The sequence below is a fragment of the Nonomuraea muscovyensis genome (assembly GCF_014207745.1).
Taxonomy (GTDB): Bacteria; Actinomycetota; Actinomycetes; order Streptosporangiales; family Streptosporangiaceae; genus Nonomuraea; species Nonomuraea muscovyensis.
This window is the reverse complement of sequence record NZ_JACHJB010000003.1, coordinates 760208-786795: the sequence shown is the minus strand read 5'-3', so window position 1 is coordinate 786795 and position 26588 is coordinate 760208. Positions and strand designations below refer to the sequence as shown.

The 26588-nt window shown below is 72.9% G+C and carries 20 protein-coding genes; 8 read left to right on the top strand and 12 right to left on the bottom strand.

Annotated elements, in window-relative coordinates:
- Positions 1–810, top strand: coding sequence for a hypothetical protein (locus FHU36_RS35440; RefSeq protein ID WP_185088419.1), 810 nt, complete (start codon positions 1–3; stop codon positions 808–810).
- A gap of 30 nt (positions 811–840) precedes the next feature.
- Here FHU36_RS35440 and FHU36_RS35435 read toward each other — a convergent pair whose 3' ends face one another.
- From FHU36_RS35435 to FHU36_RS35415, 5 genes are all read right to left on the bottom strand, one after another.
- On the bottom strand, positions 841–1284 hold the full coding sequence (locus tag FHU36_RS35435; protein ID WP_185088418.1) for a YbaB/EbfC family nucleoid-associated protein: 444 nt from the start codon (positions 1282–1284) through the stop codon (positions 841–843).
- A gap of 101 nt (positions 1285–1385) precedes the next feature.
- Entirely contained in the window at positions 1386–1724 is a 339-nt protein-coding gene (locus FHU36_RS35430; RefSeq protein WP_185088417.1) for a YbaB/EbfC family nucleoid-associated protein, read from the bottom strand.
- A 2-nt stretch (positions 1725–1726) separates the two neighbouring features.
- Complete coding sequence (locus FHU36_RS35425) at positions 1727–2116, bottom strand: YbaB/EbfC family nucleoid-associated protein (RefSeq protein WP_185088416.1); 390 nt, start codon at positions 2114–2116, stop codon at positions 1727–1729.
- Positions 2113–2964 (bottom strand): hypothetical protein, encoded by an 852-nt coding sequence (locus tag FHU36_RS35420; RefSeq protein ID WP_185088415.1) that lies wholly within the window; start codon positions 2962–2964, stop codon positions 2113–2115. Before FHU36_RS35420 ends, FHU36_RS35425 begins: the two co-directional genes overlap by 4 nt.
- An 11-nt stretch (positions 2965–2975) precedes the next feature.
- On the bottom strand, positions 2976–3251 hold the full coding sequence (locus tag FHU36_RS35415) for a hypothetical protein (protein WP_185088414.1): 276 nt from the start codon (positions 3249–3251) through the stop codon (positions 2976–2978).
- Positions 3252–3267: 16 nt separating this feature from the next.
- Between FHU36_RS35415 and FHU36_RS35410 the strand changes: the two genes are divergently transcribed.
- The gene (locus tag FHU36_RS35410; RefSeq protein ID WP_185088413.1) at positions 3268–3675 is read left to right on the top strand and encodes a hypothetical protein; all 408 of its coding nucleotides are present in this window, start codon (positions 3268–3270) and stop codon (positions 3673–3675) included.
- Positions 3676–3800: 125 nt separating this feature from the next.
- Here the strand turns inward: FHU36_RS35410 and eccD are convergent, their stop codons facing one another.
- Positions 3801–5156: a type VII secretion integral membrane protein EccD gene (eccD, locus tag FHU36_RS35405; RefSeq protein ID WP_312892058.1), complete on the bottom strand. Its 1356-nt coding sequence runs from the start codon at positions 5154–5156 to the stop codon at positions 3801–3803.
- 274 nt (positions 5157–5430) lie between these two features.
- Between eccD and eccCa the strand changes: the two genes are divergently transcribed.
- The 3 genes from eccCa (at position 5431) to FHU36_RS35390 (ending at position 11023) form a co-directional block, all read left to right on the top strand.
- Positions 5431–9429 (top strand): type VII secretion protein EccCa, encoded by a 3999-nt coding sequence (gene eccCa / locus FHU36_RS35400; protein WP_185088411.1) that lies wholly within the window; start codon positions 5431–5433, stop codon positions 9427–9429.
- An 86-nt stretch (positions 9430–9515) separates the two neighbouring features.
- Positions 9516–9854: a hypothetical protein gene (locus FHU36_RS35395; RefSeq protein ID WP_185088410.1), complete on the top strand. Its 339-nt coding sequence runs from the start codon at positions 9516–9518 to the stop codon at positions 9852–9854.
- On the top strand, positions 9851–11023 hold the full coding sequence (locus FHU36_RS35390; RefSeq protein WP_185088409.1) for a transglycosylase SLT domain-containing protein: 1173 nt from the start codon (positions 9851–9853) through the stop codon (positions 11021–11023). The genes FHU36_RS35395 and FHU36_RS35390 overlap by 4 nt, the downstream gene beginning before the upstream one ends.
- 66 nt (positions 11024–11089) lie before the next feature.
- Here the strand turns inward: FHU36_RS35390 and FHU36_RS35385 are convergent, their stop codons facing one another.
- The 3 genes from FHU36_RS35385 to FHU36_RS35375 form a co-directional block, all read right to left on the bottom strand.
- Complete coding sequence (locus FHU36_RS35385; RefSeq protein ID WP_185088408.1) at positions 11090–13279, bottom strand: serine/threonine protein kinase; 2190 nt, start codon at positions 13277–13279, stop codon at positions 11090–11092.
- A 110-nt stretch (positions 13280–13389) separates the two neighbouring features.
- Entirely contained in the window at positions 13390–14529 is a 1140-nt protein-coding gene (gene mycP, locus FHU36_RS35380) for a type VII secretion-associated serine protease mycosin (RefSeq protein WP_185088407.1), read from the bottom strand.
- Positions 14530–14650: 121 nt separating this feature from the next.
- Positions 14651–14923, bottom strand: a complete 273-nt coding sequence (locus FHU36_RS35375) for a WXG100 family type VII secretion target (RefSeq protein ID WP_185088406.1) — start codon at positions 14921–14923, stop codon at positions 14651–14653.
- Positions 14924–15137: 214 nt separating this feature from the next.
- On the opposite strand from FHU36_RS35375, the gene FHU36_RS35370 reads away from it, so the two are divergent.
- Positions 15138–16901, top strand: a complete 1764-nt coding sequence (locus tag FHU36_RS35370) for an acetyl/propionyl/methylcrotonyl-CoA carboxylase subunit alpha (protein WP_185088405.1) — start codon at positions 15138–15140, stop codon at positions 16899–16901.
- Positions 16902–17035: 134 nt separating this feature from the next.
- Entirely contained in the window at positions 17036–18412 is a 1377-nt protein-coding gene (locus FHU36_RS35365) for a hypothetical protein (protein WP_246503046.1), read from the top strand.
- 100 nt (positions 18413–18512) lie between these two features.
- On the opposite strand, the gene FHU36_RS35360 is transcribed toward FHU36_RS35365, so the two are convergent.
- Entirely contained in the window at positions 18513–22034 is a 3522-nt protein-coding gene (locus tag FHU36_RS35360; protein ID WP_185088404.1) for a BTAD domain-containing putative transcriptional regulator, read from the bottom strand.
- 275 nt (positions 22035–22309) lie between these two features.
- Between FHU36_RS35360 and FHU36_RS35355 the strand changes: the two genes are divergently transcribed.
- Positions 22310–22684 (top strand): hypothetical protein, encoded by a 375-nt coding sequence (locus tag FHU36_RS35355; RefSeq protein WP_185088403.1) that lies wholly within the window; start codon positions 22310–22312, stop codon positions 22682–22684.
- A gap of 12 nt (positions 22685–22696) precedes the next feature.
- Here FHU36_RS35355 and FHU36_RS35350 read toward each other — a convergent pair whose 3' ends face one another.
- On the bottom strand, positions 22697–23701 hold the full coding sequence (locus FHU36_RS35350) for a LacI family DNA-binding transcriptional regulator (protein WP_185088402.1): 1005 nt from the start codon (positions 23699–23701) through the stop codon (positions 22697–22699).
- On the bottom strand, positions 23698–26520 hold the full coding sequence (locus FHU36_RS35345; RefSeq protein ID WP_185088905.1) for a glycoside hydrolase family 3 protein: 2823 nt from the start codon (positions 26518–26520) through the stop codon (positions 23698–23700). Before FHU36_RS35345 ends, FHU36_RS35350 begins: the two co-directional genes overlap by 4 nt.
- Between the last annotated feature and the right edge of the window lie 68 nt (positions 26521–26588).

Sequence of the window (26588 nt, the reverse complement as noted above, 5' to 3'; positions counted from 1 at the left end):
ATGCCTGATATCAAGGACACGGGCACGACCATGTACACCACGGCGCTCGGCCTGACGGTCTACTCCGCCACGGCGTTCGGCCCGCTGGCCGCGATCTCAACGACGATCATCGGCACGCTCTACTCGAGCCCCAGCGACATCCAGGACGCGTCGAACGCGTGGCGGAGCGTCGTGCCCAAGCTGGATGCCTTCAAGGCCAAGCTGGACACCGTGGAGAAGGACGTGCCGGAGGAAGACTGGAAGGAGATGTCCCGGCCGGAGTTCCAGCAGGTGAAGAAGGATTTCCTTGCCCGCAAGGACGACTCCAAGGTGGTCTACACGGGCGTGGCGGACGTCCTCGGCGGCCTGAGCGGCCTGTCGCTGGCGGCGGCCGTCTTCTCGCTCGTCGGCGCGTCCGGCATGGCCATGTGGGCCACGACCATCTATCTCACCCGATGGAACGCCGCGCTCGCATTGGGCGGACAGGCCACCGGCAACATGTACGTTCAGGCGTTCACGAACGGCCTGAAGGTTCTCGCCACCAAGCAGCGCAAGGCCATGCTGATCAGCGCGGGTGTGGCCGTCGGAGCGGCCTCCCTGCTCGCCTCCCAAAAGGCGCAGGAGCTGACCAAGCAGGCCACTCCGGAGAACGCGCCCGACTTCACGCAGGTGTACCTGGAGGGTCTGCCGCAGGAGGGCATGCCCGGCACAGCAGGCCTGCCCAGGACGTCGCCCAGCACCACGACCCGCACGTCCGACACCACGAGCGACACGACCGACGACACCACGGTTCAGGCGCCCGGCGCCCCGAGCGGCACCGTGGCGACCTGAGCCGTCACGCCGCCGCCCGGCCGGGTGCTGTCAGAGGTCGAGGCGGCGGCGGATGCGGTCGAGTTCGCCCATGACGTCCTCGAAGGTGCGGTTGTAGGCGGCCTCGGCGCTTCGGACCTGCTCCAGCGCCGCGTCCGGGTCCTTGATGAAGCGCATCGGGTTGTCCTCCTCGCCGAAGACCTCGCCCATCGCCTCACTGATCTTCTGCTGGAGGTCCTCGGAGGCGTCACGCACCACCTGCTTGACCTTCTCGGCCAGCTCCGACGAGCCCAGCCGCATCGCCTTGGGATGCAGGTCCAGCTCCCGCAAGCCCTCGGCGGCGTACTCGGCCGTGACGAGCCCGTCCTCGTCCTGCGCCCGCCCGACCACGGTGCTCATGGTCTTCTGCAGTTCCTCCATGCGGGCGAACTGCCCGTCGGCGGTCTTCAGAAGCTTGTCAATATCGATGTTCGCGAAGTCCCCGAACTCCTGCACCGGCTGCTCCGTCCTGGAGTGATGAACGTGCAGCAAAGTAGCGTCCGTGGATCATCTGCGCAATCGTGGGGTGTATGCGGTCAGGGTGTGCATACGGGTCATCACCCCCTGGGCCGCGGTGGACCGGCCTCCGGCGCGCCGGAGGTGGCGCGGAGATCCGCCATCAGCTCGTCCCTGACGGCCGCCGCCGCCTCCTCCGCCGCCGTGACCGCCGCCAGGATCGCGTCGGCCAGCCCCGTGGCGTCCAGCCGTCGCCTGCTCCGCGGAGAGATCTCCAGCCGCACCAGGACGCCGAGAGCGTCGGCGGTGGCCACGATCCCGCCCTCGTCGGCCCGGCCGGTGAACTCCCCCGCGCTCCACTCCTCCACCCGCGCCTCGGCCCGTTCGGCGGCGGCGATCAGCGCGTCCAGCCTCGCCTGCGCCTCGTTGAGGTCCTCCACGCTCACTCTCCTCGCAGCAGGTCGCGTACGTGGGCCTCCAACGGGTCCGCGCCTCCTCCGGCCGCCGCGGCCGGGCCCGCGAGCTCCTGGACGACCTCCGTCAGCCGGTCACCCATCGCCTGGTGTGCCGCGACGATGGCCTCCTGGACGGCCTGGGCGAGCTGGTCGTGGTCGAGGTCGCGCAGCCCCCGCGGGTCGATGGTCAGCGCGCGCAGCCGGCCGGTGCCGGACACCTCCGCGCGGACGGCTCCCGACGGGTCGGCACCCGCCAGGCGCTGCTCCTCCAACTCGCCCAGCGCACCGGCGAGGGAACCGGCCCAGCGGCCCGCCTCGGCCAGCAGGCCCGAGAGGTCGCCCTCCCGGCCCGTGCCGAACGCGTCGACGTGCCTCATCCGGCGTCCTTGGACGCGGGGATCCAGAAGTCGTCCACGCGGGCCGGGTCCTCGATCATGGGAGACAGGTGGAGGTCGCGCGCCCCCATCTCCGGGTTCCCCGACTTGTAGAAGGCTCCCCTCAGGTCGTTGAGCTTCAGCTCCAGCTTGTTGAGGTCGCCCTCATAGGAGTTGTAGACGTCGGCGAACTGCTTGACCATGTTGCCGGCCGCGCTCATGAACAGGCCGACCTGGGTCATCAGGGCGACCCGGCCGACCGGGTGGAAGCTCATGGCGGCGACGGTGCGCAGGATGGGGGCCGAGGTGGCGTACAGGCCGAACACCGACAGGTCGTACTCCAGCACCTCCTTGTACTGGCCGTGCATGGCGCCGCTCATCTCGTCGGAGATCTTGCCGAGCTGGCTGTAGAGGCCGTTGACGTTGAACCGGACGTACTGCTGGAGCATCGTCACGGCCTGGCCGTGCCAGTTGGGCGCGATGTCGTCGAAGAAGGAGCGCCACAGGTCGGACCTGGTGCCCTCCAGCAGGCCGGACATGTCCTTCCACTGCTCGCGGCGGGAGTAGAACAGGAACGGGTTGCCGAGGTTGAGCGTGGCGGCCACGTCCAGCGCGAGCGCGGCGATGCCGAGGCCGGACATCGCCATCGCGGCCCTGGTGGTCTGCCGCAGCGGGTTCAGCCCGGCGATCAGCCGCTTGTAGAAGCCGGGGTCGGTGCGCTGCGCGGGAGCGACCGTGACCGTCCTCTGCACGGCGCCGCTGGAGTTGGTGACGTAGAGCTGCTGGTTGGCGTTGGGCACGGTCTGACCGGGCAGGATCAGCTTCGGCGGCTCGCCGGGCGGGGTCGACATGGCGCTGGCCCTCACTTCTTCCCGACGGTGCTGGCCTGCGCGGCCGCGACGTAGTGGTCGGCGGCCCTGGAGACCTTGCCGCTGTCGGTCCTGAGCACGTCCGCCAGGATGCGGGCGCTGTCCTGCCAGGTGTCGGCGATGGCGTTGAACCGGCCGACGAACGCCAGCCCGATGATCGGCACGCCCGCCAGGGGCACGAGGTTCCAGCCGTCGAAGCGGGGCGTGTGCTGCTTGATGGAGTCCACTCCGGTGGCCGAGCCGTCCATGGCGCCGGCGAACTTCCGCACGTAGCCCGCGTCGACGTTGTATCCGCCCGCGGGCCCGCCGGAGCCTGACGCGTCCGGTGCGGGCGCGGGCCTGCCGGGAGCGGCTGTCTCCGGCTTCGGGCGCAGGCCCGGCGCGAGGCAGGCGGGTGGCGGGCACGCGGGAGTGTGCGGGCACGGGCTCACCATCGACGGCGAGGCGGTGGGCGTGGGGGTCCCGGTGGGCGTGCCCGGGGCCGACGGACCGGGCGACACCGTGGCCGACGGGCCGGGCGACACCGTGGCCGACGGGCTGGGCGACGGAGTGGCCGATCCCGGGTCTGTGGGAGTGGCGGCCGGACTGGACGCCGACGGGCTCGGTGAGACGCCGGGGCCGGCGTCGCTCGGGGAGGCACTCCCACCGGGCGGCGGACTTGTCGTGGGGGTCGGTTCATCGGTCGACACCTGATCTTTCTACCGACGATCACGACGAGGCAGCCACCGGGCACCACCTGTTTCCGCAGGTCAGCGGTGAACCTTAACGAAGACTTCATGCCTGTGTCACCGGCCGCTCCCCGGCCGGCCACGCCGCGCTCAGCCGGACAGGCCGCGTACCCAGGTGTAGACCTCCAAGACGCCGAGCGCGAGCGGGAACATCGCGGCGATCAGGATGAGCTCCAGGATGTCGCCCGCACGCCCCCAGAACGGGGACGGCTTGCCCGACGGCAGCCAGACACCCATCCCCATCGCGATGAGCGCCGCCCACAGCAGCCCGATCACCAGCACGGCCCCCATGACGCTGCCCTGGCCCGAGCCCATCGAGATCGCCAGCGTGGCCAGCCCGGCCACCCCGGAGAGGACGAGCCACAGCCGCTGCCCCACGCCCGCGAACACCCGGGCCCGCATGATGATCGTCAGCGACAGGATCACGGCCGCCACCCGTGCCAGCCAGTGGCCGTCGAGCGCCAGGAAGAACTGGGTCCCCCCGGCGACCAGCGCCAGGCCGGCGACCATGCCGGTCACGTAGTTGCGCGCCTGGACGGTGCGGTCCTTGATCTCCGGAGCGTCCAGGAGCTGGTTCTCGTTGCGCAGTTCCTCGGCGTTCGTCGGCATCGAGGGCAGCGGCAGCCGCGCGATGCGGAACGAGAGGGTCGGGATCAGCGGGCTGAACGCCAGCAGGATGGTGGCGGTCATCGCCGCCACTCCGGCCTCGGGCAGCCCGAAGATCATGACGACGGCCGCGCTGATCGCACCCGCCACGGAGGCGATGGCCGTGCCGAGGAAGCCCACCACGCCGTCGGAGATCAGCGCTCCGGCGAACGTGGCGATCAGCGCCGTGCAGGCCAGCGCGGCGAGCAGGTGGGGCGAGCCGAGCGTGAAGAGGCCGGCGGCGCTGGTCGGCGCGAGCAGCCCCGCCAGGAAGGCGTACGGCAGGGCCGCGTAGCCGACCGGCACGCCCGCAGAGGAGTCGGCCACCGCCCGCGACATGATGGCCCCCGTGGCGACCAGCAGGACGGCCAGGGCGCCCGCCACGATGGCGGTCACCGTCCACGGCGGCCCGGCCAGGAACAGGATGGGCGGCCCCACCCAGAGCAGCACCGAGGCGGCGCCCAGGCCGAGGCGGCGCGAGTGCTTGCCCTCCCAGGTCCCCGCCCGCTCCTGGACGCCGGTCGCGACGAGGTCGGCCACGTCGTCGTAGAGCGCCGGCGGCATCGCCGCCTCGCGCGGCCGCAGGTAGAGCACCTCGCCGTCGAGCACGCCCAGCGACGCCAGGCTCTGCCCGAGGTCGAAGGGCGCGCCGCCGAGCCGCTGGAGCACCCAGCCCGGCCCGGCCGCGTTGTCTCCGCCGATCTCGTCCACCGCGCGCAGCAGCCCCGGCATGACGTGCGGCAGCGGGATGTCCACGGGCAGCGCCAGGTCCACCCGCTTGCGAGGCGCCACGATCGTCACGTGGCACAGCGGCGGCAGCGGCGCGGCCGACTGGGGCAGGGCGCCCTGCGGGAGTGGCCCTCGGGTCCCCGGACCGTGAGGCACGGGACCGTGTGGCACAGGGCCGTTGGGCACGGGACCGTGGGGCACAGGGCCCTGGGGCCCTTGAGCCAGCGACCGCACTGATTCCCCCTTTTTCCCACGAGTCACAAGACATGACGAACATATCGGCCACACGGCGGCTCATGTGCTCTGGTAAGAAAGTCTTCCGACCCCCAAGGAGGGCAATTTCAGGGTGAGCATCGTCATCGTGCGGCGCCCCGAGCGCCGCCCCAGTCCCAAACCGCCCCGCGGTGAGATCCTGCTCGAGTCTCCGCCCGAGATCCCGGAGGTCCAGGGCCAGGGTTTCATGATGGCGCTGACCTACATGCCCATGATCGCGGGCGGGGCGGCCATGGCGCTGATGTTCACCTCGGGCGGCACCGGCAATCCGCTCATGTACGTGGCGAGCGGCCTGTTCGCCTTCTCCATGGTCGGCATGACGATCGGCCAGATGGGCCGCCAGGCGGGCGAGCGCAAGCACCGGCTCAACGGCCTGCGCCGCGACTACTTCCGCTACCTGTCCCAGGCCAGGAAGCGCTCCCGCCGGGCCGCCAAGCAGCAGCGCGAGGCCCTGGAGTGGAGCGGGCCCGCGCCCGACTCGCTCTGGTGGGTCGCGATGAGCTCGCGGCTGTGGGAGCGGCGCCCGCGTGACGAGGACTTCGGCACCGTACGGCTGGGCACCGGCGTGCAACGGCTGGCGATCCAGCTCGTGCCGCCGGACTCCAAGCCGATCGAGGACCTCGACGCGCTGTCGGCCGGCGCGCTGCGCAGGTTCGTCCGGGCGCACTCCACGGTCGCCGGGCTGCCCGTGGCCGTGGCGCTCGGCTCGTTCGCCCGGATCAAGCTGCGCGGCGACCCCGTGGCCATGCGGGACCTGGTGCGGGCCATGATCGCGCAGATGACGGTCTTCCACTCCCCCGACGACCTGCGGATCATGGTGTGCGCCGACGACGAGTGGATGCCGCACTGGGACTGGATCAAGTGGCTGCCGCATGCCCTCCATCCGGAGCAGAGCGACGCCGCCGGGCAGGTCCGGCTCATGGCCGAGAACCTGGCCGAGCTGGACCGGCTCGTGGGCGGCGAGCTGAAGGAGCGGGCCCGGTTCAAGCCCGGCTCGCCGGCCGACTCGCTGCCGTACCACGTGCTGATCCTCGACGGCGGGCACGTGCCGGCCGAGTCCCAGCTCGGCACGGACGCCATCCAGGGCGTGACCGTGATCGACCTGTCCGGCGCCTCCGGACCGGTCGACGAGCGGGCCACGCTGCGGCTCGACGTCCAGCCCGACGGCTTCTTCATGGTCAAGATCGACCACGCGGGCAAGGAGAGCACCACCCGGCTGGGTGACCCCGACGGGTTCGACTACCTGCGGGCCGAGGGTCTGGCCAGGCAGCTCGCCCCGCTGCGGCTGTCCACGGGCGCCGGCGGCGGCGAGGTGCAGGACGTGCTGTCGGCCAACACCACGCTGACCGAGCTGCTCGGCGTGATGGACCCGACCCGGCTCGATCCGGCGCAGGTGTGGCGTCCCCGCGCCGCCCGCAACAAGCTACGGGTGCCGATCGGGCTGGGCGCCGACGGCCGCGTGGTCGAGCTGGACATCAAGGAGTCCGCGCAGGGCGGCATGGGCCCGCACGGCCTGGTCATCGGCGCCACGGGATCGGGCAAGAGCGAGCTGCTGCGCACGCTGGTGCTGGGCCTCGCGGTCACCCACTCCTCGGAGATCCTCAACTTCGTCCTCGTCGACTTCAAGGGTGGCGCCACGTTCCTCGGGCTGGAGGAGCTGACGCACGTCTCCGCGGTGATCACCAACCTGGAGGACGAGCTTCCGCTGGTGGACCGCATGCACGACGCCCTGCACGGCGAGATGGTGCGCCGGCAGGAGCTGCTGCGCTCCGCCGGCAACTACGCCTCGCTGCGCGACTACGAGCGAGCCCGGGAGCAGGGCGCGAACCTCACGCCGATGCCCACCCTGTTCGTGGTCCTGGACGAGTTCAGCGAGCTGCTGACGGCCAAGCCGGAGTTCATCGAGCTGTTCGTGATGATCGGCCGGCTCGGCCGTTCGCTCGGCGTGCACCTGCTGCTGGCCTCGCAGCGGCTGGAGGAGGGCCGGCTCCGCGGCCTGGACACCCACCTGTCGTACCGGATCGGCCTGCGCACCTTCTCGGCCATGGAGTCGCGGGTGGTGCTGGGCGTGGCCGACGCCTACGAGCTGCCGTCCGCGCCGGGCAACGGCTACCTCAAGTTCGACACCTCCGGCATGACGCGGTTCAAGGCCGCGTACGTGTCGGGCCCGTACCAGGGCGACCCGCGGCAGGCGGCGGCCGGCGACGGCGACGCGCCGATCCACGAGGTCGTCGAGTACTCCCCGGCCTTCGTGCCGGTGCCCGAGGTGGAGAAGCCGAAGGCGGAGATCGCGCCGGCCGCCGAGAAGGGCCCGCAGGTCAGCCTGCTGGACATCGTGGTGAACCGGCTGAAGGGCGCCGGTCCGCCGGCGCATCGCATCTGGCTGCCGCCGCTGAGCGAGCCGCCCACGCTCACCCACCTGCTGCCTCCTCTGTCGATCACACCCGAGCTGGGACTGTCCACGCCCGGCTGGCCGGGCCGTGGTGGGCTGCACGCGGTGGTCGGCGTCATCGACCGGCCCTTCGAGCAGCGGCGCGATCCGTTCTGGCTGGACCTGTCGGGCGCGGCCGGGCACGTGGGCGTCGCCGGCGGCACGCAGAGCGGCAAGAGCACCGCGCTGCGCACGCTGATCACCAGCATGGCGCTCACCCACACGCCCCGCGAGGTGCAGTTCTACTGCCTGGACTTCGGTGGCGGCGCGCTGGCCACGCTCGACGGGCTGCCGCACGTCGGCGGTGTGGCGACCAGGCTCGACGCCGACCGCGTGCGCCGCACGGTGGCGGAGATCTCCGGGGTGCTCCGGGACCGTGAGCGGGTCTTCGGCGAGCTGGGCGTCGACTCGATCTCCTCCTACCGCCGGCAGCTGGCCGCCGGGGAGATCGAGGGCGACGGGTGGGGCGACATCTTCCTCGTGATCGACGGCTGGCTGACGGTCAGGCAGGAGTACGAGGCGCTGGAGGGCGTGATCACCGACCTGGCCGCGCGCGGGCTCGGCTACGGCATCCACGTGGTGGCCGCCACCAACAAGTGGTCGGAGTTCCGGCCCGGCATCCGCGACCTGTTCGGCACCCGGCTGGAGTTCAAGCTGGGCGACGCCTACGAGTCGGAGATCAACCGCAAGGCCGCCATGGCCGTGCCGGAGGGCGTGCCCGGGCGCGGCCTGACCAAGGAGGGCATGCACTTCCTGTCGGCGCTGCCCCGGATCGACGGCGTGCAGAACGCCGAGGACCTGGCGGTGGGCGTGCGCTCCCTCGTGCAGGGCGTGCGCGACGCCTGGCAGGGCCCGCCCGCGCCGCCGGTGCGGCTGCTGCCCGCGCTGCTGCCGGCCGAGGCGCTGCCCGCCGCGGACCCGGCCGCCCCGAAGCGCATCGCGATCGGCATCGACGAGACGGCGCTCGCGCCGGTGATGCTCGACTTCGAGACCGACCCGCACTTCATCGTGGTGGGCGACACCGAGAGCGGCAAGTCCAACCTGCTGCGGCTCATCGCGGAGAGCATCGTGGCCAGGCAGACGCCGCGCGAGGCGATGATGATCGTCATCGACTACCGGCGCGCCCTGCTGGACACCGCGACGACCGAGCACCGGATCGGCTACGCCGCCTCCAGCACGGCCGCCACCGAGCTGATCAACAACGCCCGGGGGGCGCTGCTCAAGCGGCTGCCGCCCGCCGACCTCACCCCCGACCAGCTCCGCTCGCGGAGCTGGTGGCAGGGCTCCGACCTCTACATCGTGGTGGACGACTACGACCTCGTGGCCGGAGGCACCAACCCGTTGCTGCCGCTGGCCGACCTGCTGCCGCAGGCTCGTGACATCGGCCTGCACCTGGTGCTGGCCCGGCAGATGGGCGGCATCGGGCGAGCCATGTTCGACCCGATCATCACCAAGATCAAGGACCTGGCGAGCCCCGCGCTGATGCTGTCCGGCAACAAGGACGAGGGCTACCTCTTCGGCAACGTGCGCCCGCACCCGCTGCCCACCGGCCGCGGCTACTACGTGGACCGGCGGTCCGGCACGCGCCTGACCCAGACGGCGTTCGTGGCGCCGCCCGCTCCGCCCGCGGAGGGCGCCTGAGGATCTTCAGTCACGGCAGGCGTCACGAGTAACATCATCTTCGTCTTTCCCGACAACGCGCACTAACCGCCAGAAAGGGGCCCGTGGTGGGAGGCGTCGCACTCAGTCAGAAGGCACTTCAGCGACTCCAGGAGTCGGTCCACGACCGTTCCGTGGACCTGGTCAAGCTCAAGGACGGCAAGCCCGCGGCCAAGGCCACGCCGGAGTTCGGCGCCGCGTTCCCGGTGAAGCAGGAGGCCCGGGTGTTCGGCGAGCTCGCCGACTCCGACGCGCTGATCACGGCGCTGAACAGCGTCGAGCAGCGGGTCTCGGACCAGGTCACGGCCGCCAAGGACCGCCTGGACGACGTCGAACGCGCGCTGGACCAGATCCGCCGCAACATGCAGAAGGCGGACAAGGGATCCACCGTGCAGGGCGACTCGTGAGCCTGCGCGACCAGATCGCCGCGCTGGCGCAGGGCAAGAAGTTCACCGACGTGATGGACAAGGTCAAGGACGCCGACCCGGGCGAGATCAGGCGCATCGCCTCGCGGTGGACCGCGAGCGGGAACGACGTCCTGGGCAACATGAACGTGCTCGCGGGCGACGTCCGGCGGGTGGACGACTGGTGGCGCGGCGGTTCGGCGGACGAGTTCGTCTCGTACATGGCCGCGTACGGCAAGGCCGGCCAGGCGCTGGACGACGCGCTGGTCTCCTGCGCCGGCTCGCTCAACGACGTCGCCGACGCGCTGGAGAAGGCCAAGAAGGACGTCGACCGGCTCGGCGGCGACCTGCTCAAGCAGGTCGGGGACATCCGCACCGCGTACGCGAAGGCCGAGAACGACCCCGACGCCACCGAGGCGAACCTCAACCGTGACATCGGCGCCAAGGTCAGCTCGTTCGCGCAGTCCGCGCAGGGCCGCCTCGGCTCCGCCGAGACCGTGATGTCCACGGCGCTGAGCAACATCAACAAGCAGCTCGGCAAGGACGCGAACCTGTTCTCCGGCATCCGGTTCGCCGGCAAGCAGGACTTCGTCGCCGACAAGGTCGGCTGGATCCCGGTGTCCCCCGAGGAGTACCGGCGCACCGTGCTCGCCCAGAACGGCGGCCAGAACGGCGGCGGGGGCTCCCCGGGCGGCTACGGCGAGGGCGGCGGCACCGGCACGTACGGCTACACCGGGACCTCGTCGGGCGGCACCACGCCCCGCCCGAAGGCCGAGGTGGTGGAGTGGATCAAGGAGGCGCTGACCGTCATCAAGTCGCCGGAGATGGCCGCGGTCCTGCGCAAGCGCGGCATCGACGTCAGCGACCTCGATCCGAACGACCCCAAGGACATCGAGCGCATCTGGACCGTCATCTTCCACGAGTCGGGCGGCAACCCGAGCGCGATCAACAGGTGGGACATCAACGCGCAGAACGGCGTGCCGTCGCAGGGCCTCATGCAGACGATCCCGCCCACCTTCAACGCGCACAGCCTGCCCGGTCACAAGCAGATCCTGGAGCCGGTGGACAACATCATCGCCGGCGTCCTCTACACCTACAGCCGCTACGGCGACATGGGACGCCACCCCGGGATCGCGTCCATCGAGAGCGGCGGCGGGTACCGGCCCTACTGACGCGAAGGACCCGCCCCCCTTCCGGGGAGCGGGTCCTCACGTCGTCAGCGGGGCCGCTGTGCGGGGTCAGCCGCAGTTGCCCCAGTCGGCGCTGGTCCGGCTGGAGCCGGCGCCGCCCTCGAAGCGGACGCACTTGCCCTTGCCCTGCATCTTGACCGGGCCGGCGTAGAACTCGAAGTTGCCGCTGTCGGTCCGGCGCCCGCCGCCCTGGATCTCCAGAGTGGCGGTGACCGGGGTGGCCTTGCCGATGTCAGCGGTCTTGAGCGTCACCACGCAGTTCTCGCCGGTGGCGTTGTTGTAGAGCTGGTAGGTGACACCGCCCGCGAACGAGCCCTGCCGCTGGACGTAGAAGCCGGAGCCGCAGACCGAGGTCGGCGTGTGCGGGTTCCTCGTCTGGGTCGGCGTCGGGGTCGGCTTGGGCGAGGCGGTCGTCGGCTTGACCGTCGGCTTCGGCGAGGCGGTCGTCGGCTTGACCGTCACCGTGGCGGTGGGCTTCGGCGACGTGGTGGTGGGCCGGACGGTCGGCCTGGCCGTGTAGGTCGGCGTGGCCGAGACCGTGGGCTTCGGCTGCTCGGTCGGCCGGGTGGACGGCGTCGCGGTCGGCTTCGGCTGCTCGCTGCGCGTCGGCAGGTCGCTCGGCCTCGGCTGCTCCGTGGTGGGCTGCTGGGTGGGTTGCTGGCTGGGCTGTTCCGTGGGCGTGGGGTCCGGCTCCCGGGTGGGCCTGCCCTTCGTCCGCGTCGGCACCGGTTCGCCGGAGATCTGGTCGTCCGGTGTCGGCGAGACCGACGGGGTCGGCGTGACCGTCGTCGTGGCCGTGGCCGTCACGGTCGGCTGGGCCTGGGTGGGCTGGGCGGTGGGCTGCGTCACCGGCTGCGTCGGGTACTGCTGCGTGATGACGGGCTGCGTCGGCAGCGGCGACGGGACCGTGCTCAGCTCCGGCACCGCGATCTCGGTCGGCTCGTCCCTGGGCAGTTCGAACGGCAGCACGCCGGTCGAGGTGGGGTCGGGCGTCTGCGCCCACGGCACGGTGACCTGGGGCTCACCCGAGGCCGGCGGCTGCTGCTGCGTGCCGTCGGCGGGCACGCCCGGCTGGCCGCCACCTCCACCGCCGTCGCCGCCCTCGGCCGCGGCGGACGTGACCGTCGCCGTGGCACCCGGGGCGGCGGCCGACTGCAGCGTCTGCTTCGGCGCGTAGCTGGTCGCGCCCCACAGCCCCAGCCCCGAGACGAGCACGACGGCGCCGAGCGCGCCGACCAGGCCGACGGGGAACGAGCGGCGCGGCGCGGCGGCGGCGGGCTGGACGGGACCCGGTACCGACCACGTCTGCCGGGGCTCGTCCTGGAGGCCCTCGGCCGGCGGCCCCCACATGGGAGGCGGCGGCGCCTGCTGCTGCACGACGACGGGCGGCGGCACGGGCAGCCCCTGGAGGGGCGGCACGTCCTGACCGGGCGGCAGCAGCACCGTGTCACCGGCGGGTACCTGCGGGGGCACCACGATCGGCGGCACCGGGCCGGCGTGGTTGTCACCCAGCAGGCGCAGCAGCGCGTTGTACGTGGTGGGCCGCAGGGCGACCATCTTGGCCAGGCAGGACAGCACGACGCCGCGCAGCGGTTCCGCCAGCTCGCCCAGGTCCGGCTCGGCGTTCATGACGGCCTGCGCCTCGTGGCCGAACGGCGCGCGACCGGTCGCGGCGAACACCACGACCGAGGCCCAGGAGAAGACGTCGGTGTAGGCGTCGAACGGCTCGCCGTTCAACTGCTCGGGCGAGCGGTACCCGATCTCGCCCACCGGCCCGCCGATGGCGGCGTCGGTGACCCGGGGGCCGTCCGCGCTCATGATGACGTTCTGCGGGGTGAGGCCGCCGTGGGCCACCCCCGCCAGGTGGATGGGCGTCAGGGCGGTGAGCACGCCCACCGCGACGCGCTCCAGCGCGTCGCCGGACAGCGGCCCCTCGTCGCGTACGACGTCGGCGAGGCTGCGCCCCTCGATGTGCTCGCGGACGACGTACGGCCGTCCTTCCCACACGCCCGCGTCGACCACCCGCGCGACGTAGGAGCTCGAAATCCGCTCGCCGCCCTTCAGGCGCTGAGCCACGTCCGCCGCGTCCGGCATGGCCGGCAGCATCTTGATCGCGTACGTGGTCTCGTCTTCGCCTTGGCGGCCCAGGTAAACGACCCCGCGCGGGCCTTCGCCGACCCGTTCGAGGATGGTGTAAACGCCTAACTGTTCAGGGTCACGCGGATCCAGGGAGTTCATGGGCGCCCTTTCAGTGACAAATCATGACTCATGGATCATTGAACCAAATCCGTCACTGCAGAATCAGGTGTTTCCGGGCTGCCTGACTGACGTTCACCACATCGAAATGGTCAAACTTGCCGCCCCGGCCGCCAGCCGCGTCGTCTGCCCATCGGCACCACCATCCGGACCACCAGGACGAGCCCCACGAGGGCCAGTGCCGCGGCCCCCACACCGACCGCCACGTCGATCGCGTGCTGGTCCACCGGCGGCCGTTTGGTCACCAGGCCGTCCGGCAGCGGGCCGGCCGGCGGCGGCGCCACCGCCACCTGCTCCGACGGCAGGACCGCGGTCACCGCCAGCAGGGGGTTCACCATGCCCGCGCCCGTGCCGTCGCCGAGCGCGCCGTCGGCGGTCCTCTCGATGCGCCGCCGTACCTGCTCGTTCGTCAGCCGCGGGTGCCGGGCGCGCACCAGCGCCGCGACGCCCGCCACGTACGGCGCCGCGAAGCTCGTCCCCTCCAGGTCGGCGCGGAACGACCGGCCGGTCCAGGTGCTGGTGATCTTCTCCCCCGGCGCCACCACGCCGACCCGCGAACCGGTGTTGGAGAAGGTGGACAGGCTGCCGCCCGGGGAGGCGGAGCCGACCGACAGCACCCCCTCGTACGCCGCGGGGTAGGCGGGCGAGGAGACCCCGCCGTTGTCCACGTTGCCGGCGGCGGCCACGATGACGATGTCGCGCGAGAGGGCGTACTGGACCGCGGCCTTGAGGTCGGGCTGGTCGGTGGCCTGCGCCGAGACGTTGATGACGTCGACGTCCGCCTCTGCCGCCTTGACGATCCCCTCCGCCAGCGTGGCGACGTCGCCTTCCTTCTCGTTGGTCTGCTTGTAGGAGATCAGCCGCGCGGCGGGCGCGACCCCGTGGAAGGGGACGCCCTGCAGGTAGCGGCCGGCGATGATGCCCGCGGTCGCGGTGCCGTGCCCCATGCAGTCACGGTGTCCCGTACGGGTGAGGTCGACCTGCTTGATCACCGCTCCGGCCAGCGACGGGTGCCTGAGGTCGAGGCCGCTGTCGATGACCGCGACCGTGATCCCCTCGCCCCTCGTCAGCTTCCACACGGTGCGCGCGTCCAGCCGGCGCTGCGCCCACGACTCCCCGACCTGCATCGACCCCTTCTCGGGGTTGCAGCGCACGGGCGCGGCCTGGGCGACGCCCGGCGTGACGACGAGCCCGGCGGCCAGCGCGCAGGCCAGGAGTACCCGTGGGATCATGACCAGGAAGCATATATTGTCCGGGTTTTTCGCCCCCACCGAACGGCCGGAGCACGTCACCCGGACAGCGGAAAGCCCCGGCTTGTCGCCGGGGCCCCGACACTGCTCTTACCGGCGACGCTCAGCGGGTCGCGGACTCGATGTTGCCCCGGTAGGTGTTGATGACGCGCGCCGCCTCCTGGAGCTCCTCCGTCATCCGCTGGAACGCGGTCCGGTAGTTCTGCCAGGCACCCTGGAAGCGCTCGGCCCCGGGGCCGGTCCAGGCCGTGCCGACCTTGGCGGCCTCGCGGTCGAGCGCGGTCATCGTGCCCCGCACCGCCTCCGACTGCTGCGTGAACTGCGTCGCCATCAGCTGCATTTCTCCGGGGTCGCCACCGAGCAGGCTCTGGCCCATGCATGCCTCCTGGATCGTCGTGATAGCACGCTCACCTTAGGCGGGCGCCCCGGCCATCGCCCTCGGTTATGCCGAGCGGCTATGGTCGTAAAGGATCACCCGGCTTCGTCCGGCGCCGGGTCGATCCGCACGGTCCCGCGCCTGGGCCGCCGAGGGCCAGGCGCCGGCTGGCACTTACACTCCGTTGAGTGCCGTGGAGGAAGGACGGACGCAGGTGCGCAAGGTTCTGATCGCCAATCGCGGCGAGATCGCCGTACGGGTCGCGCGGGCGTGCAAGGACGCCGGTCTGGCCAGCGTGGCCGTCTACTCCGACGAGGACCTGGACGCCTTGCACGCGCGGGTCGCCGACGAGGCGTACGCGCTGGGCGGCCGCTCGGCCGGTGAGACCTACCTCGACATCGGCAAGCTGCTGGACGTCGCGCGGCGCTCGGGCGCCGACGCGGTGCACCCGGGATACGGCTTCCTGGCCGAGAACGCCTCCTTCGCGCAGGCGGTGATCGACGCGGGCCTGATCTGGATCGGGCCGCCGCCCGAGGCGATCGCGGCGCTGGGCGACAAGGTGCGGGCCCGGCACATCGCCCAGAAGGTGGGCGCCCCGCTGGTGGCCGGCACCAAGGACCCCGTCTCCGGCGCCGACGAGGTGGTGGCGTTCGCCGAGGAGCACGGCCTGCCCATCGCGATCAAGGCCGCCTACGGCGGCGGCGGCCGGGGCATCAAGGTGGCCCGCGCGCTGGAGGAGGTCGCCGAGCTGTACGAGTCGGCGGTGCGTGAGGCCGTGGCGGCCTTCGGCCGGGGCGAGTGCTTCGTGGAGCGCTACCTCGACCGGCCGCGCCACGTCGAGACGCAGTGCCTGGCCGACGCGCACGGCAACGTGGTGGTGGTCAGCACCCGCGACTGCTCGCTGCAGCGGCGGCACCAGAAGCTGGTGGAGGAGGCGCCGGCCCCGTTCCTGACGGAGCGGCAGGTCGAGCTGCTCTACGCCAGCTCCAAGGCGATCCTGCGCGAGGCGGGCTACGTGGGCGCGGGCACGTGCGAGTTCCTCGTCGGCGAGGACGGCACGATCTCGTTCCTGGAGGTCAACACCCGGCTGCAGGTCGAGCACCCGGTGACCGAGGAGGTGGCGGGCGTCGACCTGGTGCGGGAGATGTTCCGCGTCGCCGCCGGTGAGCCGCTCGGCTACGACGACCCGGAGCTGCGCGGTCACGCGATCGAGTTCCGGATCAACGCCGAGGACCCGGGCCGGGGCTTCCTGCCCGCGCCGGGCACGCTGACCGTCTGGCGACCGCCGTCGGGGCCGGGCGTGCGGCTCGACGCGGGCTACGAGGCGGGCATGACGGTGCCGCAGTCGTTCGACTCGCTGGTCGCCAAGCTGATCGTGACGGGCCGCACCCGCGCCGAGGCGCTGGAGCGCTCACGGCGGGCGCTGGCGGAGTTCGAGGTCGGCGGGATGCCGACCGTGCTGCCCTTCCACCGCGCGGTCGTGTCCGACCCGGCGTTCACCGCCGAGCCGTTCGCGGTGCACACCCGCTGGATCGAGACCGAGTTCGCCAACACGATCGAGCCCTACACCGGCGAGGCCGCCGGGCCCGACGGCGAGCCGGCGGCGCGCGAGACGGTGACGGTCGAGGTGGGCGGCAAGCGCCTGGAGGTGGTCCTGCCCGCCGGACTCGGCACGACCGGCGGCGTCGGGGGCGCGGCACCGGCGGGCGCCCGCAGGCCCAGGCGCGGCGCGGGCGGCCCGAAGAAGGCGGCGGCGGGCGGTGACGCCCTGGTGAGCCCGATGCAGGGCACGATCGTCAAGGTCGTCGCCGGCGACGGTGACGTGGTGGCCGAGGGCGACACGGTCGTGGTGCTGGAGGCCATGAAGATGGAGCAGCCGCTGACCGCGCACAAGTCCGGCGCCATCACGGGTCTGAGCGCCGCCGTGGGCCAGACCGTCACCTCCGGCGCCACCATCTGCGAGATCAAGGACGCCTGACGGCCCGGCTCCCGCGGAAGTCGCCGATCTCTCCCGTCGGCGCGCACCTGCGAGCCGCCGGGAGGGTAGCGTGCCCAGTGAGGAACTTTGTCCACCGCCCGTTCGTCCTCATGGGCGAAGGAGGCTTGCTGCCAATGACCCACTCGCTGCGCCGTGCGGGGGCCGCGATCGCGGCTCTGTTCGCCGGTCTACTCGTCGTCTTCGCGCTCACCCCAGCTGCCCAGGCGGCTGTGGCTCCGCCCGACGCGCAGTCCGTCCTGGCCCACTGGAAGGACCAGAAGGACCCGCTCTTCGTCCAGTCCGGCTCCCCGCTGACCTCCGAGGAGCAGTCGGAGATCCGCCAGACGCTCAAGGACTCCAAGGTCAGCGTCTACGTGGCCGCGCTGCCCGACGGCACGCTGGCCAACAACGCCGCCGCCGGGCCCTACCTGCAACAGCTCGCCACCGCGGTCTCCGGGGCCAAGAGCGGGCAGATGACCATCGCCGTGCTCGACGGCAGGTCGCTCTTCGCCGTCTCCAACTTCGGTCGCGGCGCCACCGGCCAGGCCGCCAACCTCGCCACCCGGCACAACGACAACGTGGTGTCCGGCATGCAGGACTTCGTCGAGCGGGTCAACCTGCTCGCCGACAACAAGCGCAACTCCGCGCTGACCTCCGGCCCGGTGGGCGGCAGCGGCGGCGGCACCGGCGTGCTGGTCGGCCTGGGCGTCATCGCGCTGGCCGGCGGTGGCGGCTACTTCCTCTACTCCAAGAACAAGAAGAAGAAGCTGGCCGTCAAGCAGGCCCAGGAGCTGGCCGCGGTCAAGCACACCGTGGAGGAGGACGTCACCAAGTTCGGTGAGGAGATCACCGCTCTCGACACCGACGTCACGCTCGCCGGTCAGGGCGGCCGGCACATCGAGGAGTGGCAGCAGGCGCTCGACTCCTACGAGAAGTCCAAGACGCAGCTCGCCGCGGTGCAGCGGGCCGACCAGATCCGCGAGGTCACCCAGACCCTGGAGGACGGCCGCTACGCGCTCGCGGTGGTGAAGGCCCGGGTCGGCAACCAGCCGGTGCCCGAGCGGCGCGCGCCCTGCTTCTTCAACCCGCAGCACGGCCCGTCGACGCGCGACGTGCGCTGGGCCCCGCCCGGTGGCGCGGTGCGCGACGTGCCCGCCTGCAAGGCCGACGCCGAGGCCGTGGAGCGCGGCTTCGACCCGCAGATGCGCGAGGTCATGGTCAACGGGCAGCGTCGCCCCTACTACGACGCGGGCCCGGCCTACCAGCCGTACGCCTACGGCTACTACGGCGGCTTCGGCGACATCATGACCGGCATGTTCATCGGCACCATGATGGGCAGCATGCTCGGCGGCGGCTGGGGCATGGGCGGCTACGGCGCCGGTTACGCGGAAGGCGCTGCCGACGCGGGCGCCGGTGACTTCGGCGGAGGCGGCGACTTCGGCGGCGGAGGCGGCTTCGACTTCGGCGGAGGCGACTTCGGCGGCGGTGACTTCGGCGGCGGCGACTGGTAGCCGTTTCCCTTCTCGGATGATCGGGCGCGTTCCCTCCAGGGAGCGCGCCCGTCGCGTCTCTCCGGCCGCCTACGGCATCGTCCTGGCCTTCTGACCGGGGCTACCCGTGCCGGTCGAGCGGGACGGCTCCGATCTCGGCCAGGATGCGCCCGGCCTCGGCGCGGGAGGTGTCCGGCCGCCCGGCGCGGGCGGCGGCGTCGGCCAGCAGGAGGAGCGCCCGGCCCTGCCCGAGCCGATACCCGGACCGCCGGTGCAGGGCGAGCGCGCACGCCGCGCGTTCCGCGGCCCGTTCCGGCAGGTCGCGGGCGAGATCGACGGCGGCGAGGACGAGCAGGCCCTGCCCCTCCCACACGCGGTAGCCCGCGTGCCTCGCGACGGCCAGGGCCTGTTCGGCGCCCGCCTCGGCGGCTGCGAGCCGGCCCGCCGACAGGCGGGACGCGGCCAGTTCCAGCCGGATCTGCGTCTCCAGCACGCGGTCTCCCCCGGACTCCAGCGCGGTCAGGGCCGCCTCCAGGTGCCCGGTCGCCGAGGGGTTTCCCAGGTGCCGGTGGGCCGTGCCGAGCGCGGCCAGGGCGGCGGCCCGCACCCGGCCGGCCGAGTCGCGCGTGGCGTGCGCGAGCGCCTCGGCCTCCCGCAGCGCGTGGTCGTAGCGGCCCGCGTCGCAGTGCACCGCGACGCGGGTGGCCCGCACGACCGGCTCCTCCACGGAGCTGCCGATCCGCCGGTAGGCCTCCAGCGCGCGGTCGAAGTGGGCGAGCGCCTGGTCGAACCGGCCGAGCAGGTGGCAGGCGTCGCCCAGCACGGCGAGGGTGGCCGGGTGGCCGTCTCCCGACCCGGCGACGCCGTAGCGCGCCAGCACCTGCTCGCCGTACGACACGGCCTGCTCCAGGTCTCCGGCGTGCAGGGCCGTGAAGGCGAGGTTGACCAGGTTGACCGCCGCGCCCTCCGCGTGGCCGCGCGCCAGGCTCAGCTCCAGACCTCGGCGGTAGTGGCCGGCCGCGTCATCGAGCCGGCCGTGCCAGGAGTGCAGCGTGCCCAGCGTGGTGCACGTCGCCGTCCAGTGCTCCGGCCAGTCCAGCAGGGCGCCCACGCGGACGGCCTCGTCGAGGTGGTGCCGGGCCTCTTCGAGCCGGCCGAGCCTGGTCAGGGTCTGGCCGAGGGCGAGCCTCGCCGCCGCCTGGCCGCGGGCGTCGTCCGCCGTCAGCGCCGCCGTCAGCGCCGCGGCGGCCGTCGCCTCGGCCGCCGCCAGGTCGCCGGACATCCAGAGGTAGCCGCGCAGCGCCAGCGCCAGGTGCCAGGCCTCCTCCCGCGCCGCGCCCGCGGCGGCCTCCACCGTCGCGGTCACCAGGTTCGCCGACTCGGCGTCGAGCCACCTCCGGGCGTCGCGGGCGTCCCGGAACGCGGTGGCGGCCTCGCCGAGCGGCGGCAGGCGCAGCATGTGGGAGTAGAGGAGGTCCGCCGCCGCCTCCACCCCGGACAGGTGCCATCGGCAGACCCGCCGGAGGGCGGCCGCCCGCTCGGTGGGGCCGTCCTCGGCGGCCGCCCGGGCCCGCGCGTGCAGCCTGACCAGGTCGTGGAAGGCGTACCGGCCCGGCGCCCGCTCCTTCAGCAGATGCCGGCCCGCCAGGCGCTGCAGCAGCCGGTCCGCCTCGCCCGCGGCCAGGCCCGTCGCCGCCGCTGCGGCCCCCGGGGAGAAGTCCGCGCCGGGCACGAGGCCGAGGAGCCGGTACGCCCGCCGCGCGTCGGGCCGCAGGGCCGCGTACGACCGGTCCAGCGCGGCCCGTACGGCGGTCTCCGGATCCTCCTCGATCTCCAGGGCGGCGAGCCTGTTGCCCCGGGCCAGTTCCTCGGCGTAGCCGGCGATCGCCCGCCCGGGCCGGTCCGCCAGGTGGGCGGCCGAGATACGCAGCGCCAGCGGCAGCCGGCCGCACAGGTCGGCCAGTCGCGCGGCGGCCTCGGGCTCGGCGTCGATCCGCCGCCGTCCGAGCACCGAGGCCAGCAGCTCGTGTGCCTCCTGCCGGGGCAGGACGTCGAGCGTGATCCGCCGGGCGCCCTCCCTCGCGACCAGCCCGCTGAGGCGGTCACGGCTGGTGACGAGCACGAGACAGCCGGGTGCGCCCGGCAGGAGGGGGCGCACCTGTTCGGCCGAGGCCGCGTCGTCCAGCAGCAGGAGCATCCGCCGGTCGTCGAGGAGCGACCGGTAGCGGGCGGCGGCCTGGGCGGTGTCGGCCGGGATCCGCTCCGGGGGCGTGTCCAGCGCGCGCAGCAGCGCCGTCAGCGCCTCGGCGGCGCTCAGCGGCGGCTCCCGGGAGTGACCCCGGAGGTCGAGGTAGAGCTGCCCGTCGGGGAACCGGTCGCGGACCCGGTGCGCCCAGTGCACCGCCAGCGAGGTCTTGCCGACTCCCGCCGTGCCGGAGACCACCGTGATCGTCACAGTGGTGGGCCGGCCGGCGCTCGCCGTCACCAGGCCGTCCAGCCGGCCGAGTTCGCCGGCGCGGCCGGCGAAGCCGCGGACGTCCATCGGGAGCTGCGCCGGGATGACCTGCCCGGCTTCCCCGACAGGCAGCTCCGAACCGGAGCCGCCCGCCCGGCCGGGCGCGCCGGGCCCGGCGGCGCCGGTGACCGTGCGGCCGTGTGGCTCCTGGCGCAGCACCCGCAGGTGGGCCGCCGCCAGCTCGGGCCCCGGCTCGACGCCCAGCTCGTCCGCCAGCCTGCCGCTGACCGCCACGAACAGGCGCAGCGCGGCGGCCTGGTCCCCGCTACCGGCCGTCGCCAGGACGAGGCGGGCGTGCAGGGCTTCGTGCAGGGGTTCGTCGGCGACGAGCTCGCGTAATCGGGCAGCGGCCCCCTCATGGTCGCCGCTGCCCAGGGCGAGGTCCGCGAAGGCCAGCGCGGCGGCGGTGCGCTCGTGGTTGAGCGCCACGGCGGCGGGGTGCTGAGCGAGCCGGGGGCCGGCGCCGGCCAGCACCGGGCCTCGCCAGCACCGCAGCGCGGCGTCGAGGAGCTCCGTCGCCGCCGCGAACCGGCCCTCGTCGCGGGCGAGCTGCGCGCGGGCGACGAGATCGCCGAACCGCAGCACGTCGTGCGCACCGGCCTCCGGGGACAGGACGTAGCCGCCGGGGCCCAGCGTGATGGCGGAGCCGGGCGTCCGGGTGCGCGTGAGCAGCTTGCGCAGGGAGCCGACGTAGCCCTGCACCAGGCTCAGGCAGGACTTCGGCGGCCGCTCGCCCCAGAGCGTGTCGATGATCTCCTCGCGGTGCACCGGCTGCCCCGGCCGCAGTGCCAGCAGGCCGAGCAACCGGCGCTGCGTGCCCGACCGCACCTCGACGGCCGCGTCGCCGACGCGGACGGAGAGCGGCCCCAGCACGCCGATCCGGAGCGGCTTCGCGGGGCCTGCGGGGACGGCGGCCAGCAGCGTGTCCAGGTCGGCACCGGTGATGTCCAGCGCCTCGGCGAGCCGCCTCAGGGACGAGGCCCGTGGACGGCTCACCCGGCCGGCCTCCAGGTCGCGCAGCGAACGTTCGCTCAACGCGGCTTGAGCGGCCAGTTCCTTCTGGTTGAGGCCTGCTCGCAGGCGACGGTCCCGGATGAACGAGCCCAGCGTGTGCCGCTCCGTCTCCATAGGAAGCCGAAGCTACCACGATGATCGCCAAGGCGCCGGAAACTGCCGGGGTCCTTGCCGGTTCCTGCCGGTCCACCCCTGCGGCGAGGTCTGCCTGACGCCATCGTCGCAGGTCAGAACTTGGTTGAGCGGCCGGCGAGCGCGCCCGCCGGCGGGGAGGACCCTCGTTCGACGACCGGGGTGATTTTCGCTTTCTCGTCGTTACGGTTCACGCCATGGCGAACATCGCGAAATCCGCAGGGGAGTCGCCATGCCGACGACTGGAAAGGACGACCATGTTCAACATCGGACGGCGACTCAGGAGAGTGCTCGGCGCGACGGCTGCCGCCGGAATGGCACTGGCGGTCGCATCCACCCCCGCCACGGCCACGGCCACGACCTCATCGTCGGCGGCCCTGTGCCAGTCGAGCTACCTGGTCTACAAGTACTGGAAGTCGGACAACACGATCGGCACGTGGCGCAAGAACTGCAGCGGCGACTATCCGCTCAACTCGCTCGGCTACAAACTGGAGCCCGGCGGCTGGTCCGGATACATCGACTACAGCGACGGCAGCTGGGACTACTTCTGCGACTTCCGGAACAAGTGGCTGTCGAAGCGGGTCGTCAAGATCACGATGTCCCCCGCCAAGATCGAATACTGTTTCAGCTGAGGACCCCCGGCGTCAGGTGCTGGCGCGGACGGTGAGCTGCGGGGTGAGCAGCGTGGCCTCCGGCACGGAACCACCCCGCAGCTTCTCCATGACCAGCCGGACCGCCTCCCGGCCGACCTCCTCGGCCGGGATGAGGACGGACGAGAGCGGCGGGCTGGCCCGTTCGGCCACGTCGTCGGGGCAGATGGCGACCACGGCCACGTCGCCGGGCACCCGCCGGCCGAGCTGGCGGAGCGAGCCGAGGACGTGGTTGACCGCCGCCTCGTTGTGCACCACCAGGCCGGACAGGCCCGGCCGGTCGGCGAGCAGGCGGCCGACGGTCTCGTGGATCTCGTCGAACGTCTCCTCGCACGGCAGCGCCACCCCGTCGAGGCCGTGGGCCGCGACGGCGTCGGTGAACCCCTCCCGGGTACGGCGTGCGAAGCCGGTGCCGCGTTCGTAGACCACCGAGGGGGCCCCGAGCAGCGCGATCTCGGTGTGCCCCCGTTCGGACAGGTGGGCGACGCAGCGGGCGCCGGCGGCGGCGAAGTCGAGGTCGACGCAGGTCAGCCCGGCGGGCTCGGCGGGGAAGCCGATGAGCACGCTGGGCTCGGCCAGCTCGCGCAGCAGCGGCACCCGGCGGTCGTGCAGCTCGACGTCCATGAGGACGAGCGCGTCGACCAGGGCGCTGGCGGCGACCCGGCGGATGCCCTCGGTGCCCTCGTCGGCGGTCAGCAGCAGCACGTCGTGGTCGAAGCGGCGGGCGGCGGTGACGACCGCGCTGGCGAAGCGCATCAGCACGGGCACGTGCATGCCGGCGCGCAGCGGCAGCACCAGCGCGATGACGTTGGAGCGCTTGCTGGCCAGCGCGCGGGCTCCGGCGTTGGGGTGGTAGCCGAGCGCGCTGATGCTGTCGAGCACGCGCCTGCGGGTGTCGGCCGAGATCGTCCGCTTGCCGCTGAGCACGTAGGAGACCGTGCTGACCGCCACGCCGGCGTGCCGGGCGACCTCGGCGATCGTGACCGTGCGCCCGCTCAAGCACCGCCTCCCAGCCCGTCGCCCGCGTGGGCGCCGTCGAGTTCGAGCCGGGTCAGGGTGATGCCGTCGTCCTCGAACACCACATAAAGATCGTGGACGCCGTCCACGTGCGCAAGCGGAGCCTCGATCGCCCGGAAGACGTACCGGTCGGTGCGGGGGACGGGGAAGGTGGCCAGCGCCGGCCCGTAGAGCGGGTCGCCGAGGTGGAGGGTGACGACTCCGCCCTCCGCGCTGCCCGCGTGCACCACGCAGGAGGCGGCGCCGGTCAGGTCCACCTCGCGGAACGCGATCCAGGCGCCCTCCACCTGCGAGCGGACGGCCTCGCCGTCCTCCCGGGCGGCGTCCACGAAGGCGACCGCGTCGTACTCGTCGTGGTCCACGGCCGCCAGCGCCCCGGAGCGGGGCGGGACGGTCTCGCCCGCCACCTCGAAGCGGGCGCTCAACCGCAGGTCGGTAGCGCTGCGCCCGACCATGAGCTGGTGCGGCGCGCTCTCCACGACGAACCTGCCCCGGGTCACGTCCCAGAAGGCCAGCTCCCGAACGGGCAGCGTCAGGCGCACGGTCCGGCTCTCGCCGGGCGCGAGGCGCACCTTCTCGAAGCCGCGCAGCCGGCGCAGCGGCTGCTTGACCCGGGAGCGCTGCTGGTGCGTGTAGAACTGGACGACCTCGACGCCCTCGCGGGGGCCGGTGTTCGTCACCGTCACCTCGGCCGTCACCTCAGTCGTCACCTCAGCGCCCGCCGGCGACACCCGCAGGTCGGCGAAGTCGAAGGTGGTGTAGCTGAGCCCGTGCCCGAACGGGTAGAGCGGGCTGCCGCGGAAGTACAGGTAGGTGGCGTCGGCCGTGATGATGTCGTAGTCGAGCAGGTCGGGCAGTTCCTGGGCGGAGCGGTACCACGTCTGGGTGAGCCGGCCCTCCGGGTCGGCCTCGCCGAACAGCACCTCGGCCAGGGCGTGGCCGTACTCCTGGCCGCCGTGCGCGGACCACAGCACGGCGGGCGGGCCCTCGCTGGTCCAGGTGAGCGGGTAGCCGCTGCTGATCACCATGACCGTGCGCGGGTTGGCGGCGTGCACGGCGGCGACCACGGCGTCCTGCGCGGGCGCCAGGGCGAGGCTGGTGCGGTCCTCGGTCTCGCGGCCGTTGACCAGCGGGTGGTCGCCGACCACGACGACGGCGACGTCGGCGCTCGCGGCCAGCTCGGCCGCCTGCTCGGCGCCGCTCCTGACGACCTCCAGGGTCAGCCAGAGCGCCTGGTCGGCGTCGTCCACCAGGCGCAGCACCCCGTCGCCGCCCGCTCCGACATAGCAGCCGGAGGAGATGTGGCGCAGCGCGATCGCGCCACGCGGCCGGTCCTCCAGGCGGAACGTCTGGCGGACCTCCCAGCCGTTCGGGCCGGGCTGGTCGTTGACGAGGATCCCGTCGTCGGCGGAGACGAACCTGCCGGTGGCGACGGCCCGCAGCGCGTAGGAGCCGCCGCCCCAGTCGAACAGGTCGAAGGCGCCGGTCCGGTCCGCCGCGGCGGTCGTCGCCGGTCCGCCGGCGCTCAGCGGCCCGCCGGCCGGGTCGGCGGTGACGGGGCCGGCCTCGGCGGTCAGCGTGATCCGGTCCACGGCCTCGCAGAACACGGTCTCGCACCGCTCGGCCAGTCCCGCGCGGGCGGTGACGGCGTACGGGAGGGTGCCGCTGTACCAGTCCTCCATGAGGGTGTCGCCGAGCTGGCCGATCACCGCGATCCTGGTGACGGGGCCGAGCGGCAGCAGTCCGTCGTTGGCCAGCAGCACGAACGACCGGCGGGCCGCCTCCCGGGCCAGCGCCTGGTGCTCGGGCCGGTTGACCACCTCCTCGGTGATGTCGTCGTACGGCGTCGCCGGGTCGAACTCGCCGAGCCGGAACCTGATCGACAGCGCGTGCCGCACCGCCCGGTCCACGTCGGCCTCGGCGAGCAGGCCGCGGTCGACGGCCTCGCGCAGGTGGCCGATCGTGGCCTCGCCGCGGTCGTCGTCCTGGGTGAAGCTGTCGAGCCCCGCCCTGACCGCGTGCGCGTACGCCTCGGGCAGCGTGTCGTGGTAGCGCTGCAGGCCGGTCAGGTTGCCGGGGGCGTAGGCGTCGCTGACCACGAGGATCTCGTCCGGCGCCCAGGCCCGCAGGGCCCGCTCGATCAGCGGGCTGAGGTGCGCGGGCCGGCCGTTGACCAGGTTGTAGGAGGGCATGACGGCGACGGCCGCGCCGCTCTCCAGGGCCGGGCGGTAGGCGGGCAGCTCGTACTCGTGCAGGACGCGCGGCGGCAGGTTGCTGGAGGTGACGCAGCGGTCGGTCTCGTTGTTGTAGCCGAGGAAGTGCTTGAGCGTGGGGGCGGTCTTGAGGATTGTGGGGTCGCTCCCACGAAGACCGCGCGCATAGGCCGTGGCCATCAGCCCGGTCAGCCACGGGTCCTCGGAGTAGCCCTCCTCGTTGCGGCCCCAGCGGGGGTCGCGCAGCGGGTTGACCACGGGCGCCCAGACGTTGCGGCCGGCGCCGGCCGGGTCCTTGTGGTGGAAGGCCAGCACCTCGTCGGAGGTGGCCTCGCCGACCCGGCGAACCAGGTCGGGGTCCCAGGTGGAGGCGAGGCCGACGGCCTGCGGGAAGACGGTGGCCGGGCCGAGCCAGGCCAGCCCGTGCAGGGCCTCGGTGCCGGTGCGGAACGGGCCGACGCCCAGCCGGCCGACCGGCGCCTGGTACTGGTGCAGCAGGCCGAGCTTCTCCTCCAGGGTGAGCCTGCGCGTCAGGTCCGCGATCCGGTCGGGGATCGGGACGTCAGGGTCGCGGAAGGGTTCGTGCATGGCCATCCCTCTGAGAGTGTCGAAGCGCTTCGACGACCGGCCGGGGAAGTTACGGGGAAATTTCGGTG

Bases quoted from the DNA above. Each gene is read 5' to 3' on its own strand.
- FHU36_RS35440 (WP_185088419.1), top strand. From the start codon at position 1: ATGCCTGATATCAAGGACACGGGCACGACCATGTACACCACGGCGCTC.
- FHU36_RS35425 (WP_185088416.1), bottom strand. From the start codon at position 2,116: ATGAGGCACGTCGACGCGTTCGGCACGGGCCGGGAGGGCGACCTCTCG.
- FHU36_RS35420 (WP_185088415.1), bottom strand. From the start codon at position 2,964: ATGTCGACCCCGCCCGGCGAGCCGCCGAAGCTGATCCTGCCCGGTCAG.
- FHU36_RS35385 (WP_185088408.1), bottom strand. From the start codon at position 13,279: ATGAACTCCCTGGATCCGCGTGACCCTGAACAGTTAGGCGTTTACACC.
- mycP (WP_185088407.1), bottom strand. From the start codon at position 14,529: ATGATCCCACGGGTACTCCTGGCCTGCGCGCTGGCCGCCGGGCTCGTC.
- FHU36_RS35375 (WP_185088406.1), bottom strand. From the start codon at position 14,923: ATGGGCCAGAGCCTGCTCGGTGGCGACCCCGGAGAAATGCAGCTGATG.
- FHU36_RS35365 (WP_246503046.1), top strand. From the start codon at position 17,036: ATGACCCACTCGCTGCGCCGTGCGGGGGCCGCGATCGCGGCTCTGTTC.
- FHU36_RS35360 (WP_185088404.1), bottom strand. From the start codon at position 22,034: ATGGAGACGGAGCGGCACACGCTGGGCTCGTTCATCCGGGACCGTCGC.
- FHU36_RS35355 (WP_185088403.1), top strand. From the start codon at position 22,310: ATGTTCAACATCGGACGGCGACTCAGGAGAGTGCTCGGCGCGACGGCT.
- FHU36_RS35345 (WP_185088905.1), bottom strand. From the start codon at position 26,520: ATGCACGAACCCTTCCGCGACCCTGACGTCCCGATCCCCGACCGGATC.